Origin of the sequence: Streptococcus parasanguinis, from assembly GCF_009717775.1 — a bacterium.
Taxonomy (GTDB): domain Bacteria; phylum Bacillota; class Bacilli; order Lactobacillales; family Streptococcaceae; genus Streptococcus; species Streptococcus parasanguinis_AG.
The window spans coordinates 1-2,690 of sequence record NZ_WMZF01000015.1 but is presented as its reverse complement, the minus strand read 5'-3'; the positions used below and the strand labels follow the sequence as shown (position 1 = coordinate 2,690).

Here is a 2,690-nt window from a genome sequence, read left to right as displayed (position 1 = left end):
AATTGTGATGCTTTACGAGCTTTCTTAAGACCTGGTTTGGAAAGTATGAATTTCAGTTGGACTAAAAACAGCGTAATATCAAGACTTTTCTCCGCTTTTATAAAAGCGTTTTTCCAATCAAATTCAACTAATTTTATCTAAATGGTGTGGATTTTACCCCCAAAATTACAGAGAATGGAGCTGATAAACACTAAACGTTCACACCATTAGTTAAATGATTTTTTTCATCATTTTTCTTAGATGATAGAACTTCTAATTTATTTCTTATTCAAGCAAAAACAACCTGCTATAAGTAAGAAAGAGGAAGATACAAGAAAAACACGGCGTAAAAACCGATTCAGTTCATTGTCCTCAATCCTTGTCTGCTTCATTTTCTTTTACGAGATCGTTTTGTGAATCTTTTTCAGAGAGTTTTTGATCAATATACTTGTCAATGTTTTCATAAAATTCCTTGGTCGCTTCACTATCTAATGTTGGCGAGTTCTGAACTTGATTCACTTTCAATTGAACAGATTGAATACCGTAAGAGGCTTGTTTTTGGTGGAGTGTTTCTAATTCTTCTTCTGAAATCGGATCTCCAACAACCGTCAAGACCAATTCATTGTTACTTGACTTGTAGACTTGATTAATAACCGTATAATTGGCGAACTCTTTTCCTACAAACTGTTTGATCCCTTCTTTGCGCGCTTGTTCTATTGTCAGAGTAACTGCCGAATAGCTAGCTGGAAGAATCAACAATACAATCAAAGAAATCAAGCCAATTCTCATTTTAATGCTCAGCTCTTTAAATGAAGTTAAAGGAGATTTTCTCATCAAAATTCTTGTTCCAACAATGTTGGCTAGCATGATAAAGACACAGTTGATCAAGAAAAGATAGAGAGCCCAATAAAAATCGTACATTCCCATTAGCTAAACCATAGCCAGCAGTACAGATAGGCGGCATCAAAGCTGTAGCAATGGCTACTCCTGGCACGATATTGTTTGCTTCTTTTTTCCTTGAACCGATCACACCAGCAATCCCACCAGCAATAGCAATGAGAACATCCCAAATGGTTGGAGAGGTTCGTGCGATCAACTCGCTACTTGCATAAGACAAGGGAGAAATCCAGAAATACAGAGTCGAGACAAGCAAACTGACCAACACTTGAGTCAATAAAACCTCTAGAGATTGCTTGATTAAACGCGTATCAAAAATAGCTAAACCGAATCCCAGTCCAACAATCGGTGTCATGAGAGGTGAAATTAACATGGCTCCAATAATAACAGCTGTTGAATTCATATTTAGACCGATAGAGGCAATAAAAATTGCACACATCAAAATCGCTGTATCTCTCAATCGAACATGAAGGTCATCGTATAATTTCTCACGGTATTCCCGTGTTGAATAATTGGCAGTCATTTGTCCTCTCCTCTTTCCTTATTTAAATCGGTATAATAATTAATAATAACAGCTGATAAACAGCCAAAAAATATGAGCCCATAAATCGTCAAGAAGACACTGGTAATCCTTCCAATCAAGGTCACAGCTAGGAGATCCCCGTAGCCGACAGTCGTCGAAGTCACAAAAGCATACCAAAGACCGTCTCCGTAATTTGTGATAGCAGGTTCAACTAGGAAAAGCACGCCTCCTGACCCAAAAACAAAGGTCACAAAACTCAGAGCAAACCGAGTAAAACCCGTAACCTGTATAATATGCCATAACATTTTTAAACGTCTCATTTGTTCTCCTTATTCATACTAGCTCCTGACCGAGCCGTTTTTTCCAATAATCAAAGTGAAGATAGGACATGATCTCCATCAGAGAAAGATAGACAAACTGATAGATCTGATTTAAGCTGATTATCAACTGATATTGTTTGAAAAATGACTGGAAGAAAGACCAGATATGACTGTCTTGAATCAGTCCCTTCTTAACATCAGACAGGATATTAGCTAAAGCTCCCAAGGACTGAAACGGTAAATCCTTGACATTTATATAGATCCGGTCCACCACATCATTCAGACTGGTATCTTGGATGGCATGAAATTCTCCAAAGAGAACTCCTGCCGCTCCAAGAGTAGAAACAAATTCCACCAAATAATTTCTGAGGAAATTTTCTCAACCTTTTCCCATAATGTGTTTAGTGCCATCCATAACGATCCCAACCAGAAAAAGGAAAGAAAACAAGCAAAGAAATTTTGCCGTAAATCCCAAAAAGCTTCAAGACTTGGTGTTGTTGGTTTTTCTAACTCTAAAATCAAGATGGTCATAATAATTGCTAGAACAGCATCTGTCAATACAATTAATCTGTCTTTCTTCATCGGATTGCATCCCCTTTCTTTTTTGTAACATTCTATCTTATCGCATAATATTGGATATTCTTTCATAATCCGACTACAAACAAAAATAAACCAAAAAGTCTGTCCCTATTATGCTATATTTAACTCTAGAAGTATTCATCCATCTAATTAATAAATATATCATATTTCACAATAAATGAATACTATCAAAGATTCATCCCCTTTCACTTCATCATTTAGTGTTGCTTAGATTTATCAAAAACAACCAAATTTGTATTAATTTCAAGTATCACCTAGTTACAAAAATTTGGGGTGAACAGAAAAAGCATCCCGTATTTTTGATACGAAATGCTTTCAATAAGTTTAAATAAGTTTTAACGTTTACTAAATTGTGATGCTTTACGAGCTTT

General features: G+C 36.0%; 3 protein-coding genes and 1 pseudogene. All 4 read right to left on the bottom strand.

Annotated features, from left to right (window positions below; genetic code table 11):
* Positions 1–351 precede the first annotated feature (351 nt).
* The 4 genes and pseudogenes from GMC92_RS10705 to GMC92_RS10690 all read right to left on the bottom strand — a co-directional run bounded on the left by GMC92_RS10705 (position 352) and on the right by GMC92_RS10690 (position 2,301).
* A pseudogene (locus tag GMC92_RS10705) lies at positions 352–1,399 on the bottom strand (DUF389 domain-containing protein).
* Positions 1,396–1,719: a potassium channel family protein gene (locus tag GMC92_RS10700; protein WP_001253404.1), complete on the bottom strand. Its 324-nt coding sequence runs from the start codon at positions 1,717–1,719 to the stop codon at positions 1,396–1,398. The pseudogene GMC92_RS10705 and the gene GMC92_RS10700 overlap by 4 nt, the downstream one beginning before the upstream one ends.
* A gap of 13 nt (positions 1,720–1,732) precedes the next feature.
* Positions 1,733–2,074 carry a hypothetical protein gene (locus GMC92_RS10695; RefSeq protein ID WP_000397556.1) on the bottom strand — a complete coding sequence of 114 codons (342 nt, stop codon included), beginning with the start codon at positions 2,072–2,074 and terminating at the stop codon, positions 1,733–1,735.
* A complete protein-coding gene (locus GMC92_RS10690; RefSeq protein ID WP_004240734.1) occupies positions 1,999–2,301 on the bottom strand; it encodes a TMEM175 family protein in 303 nt (100 codons plus the stop codon). Before GMC92_RS10690 ends, GMC92_RS10695 begins: the two co-directional genes overlap by 76 nt.
* Positions 2,302–2,690 lie beyond the last annotated feature (389 nt).

Bases quoted from the DNA above. Each gene is read 5' to 3' on its own strand.
- GMC92_RS10700 (WP_001253404.1), bottom strand. From the start codon at position 1,719: ATGAGACGTTTAAAAATGTTATGGCATATTATACAGGTTACGGGTTTT.
- GMC92_RS10690 (WP_004240734.1), bottom strand. From the start codon at position 2,301: ATGAAGAAAGACAGATTAATTGTATTGACAGATGCTGTTCTAGCAATT.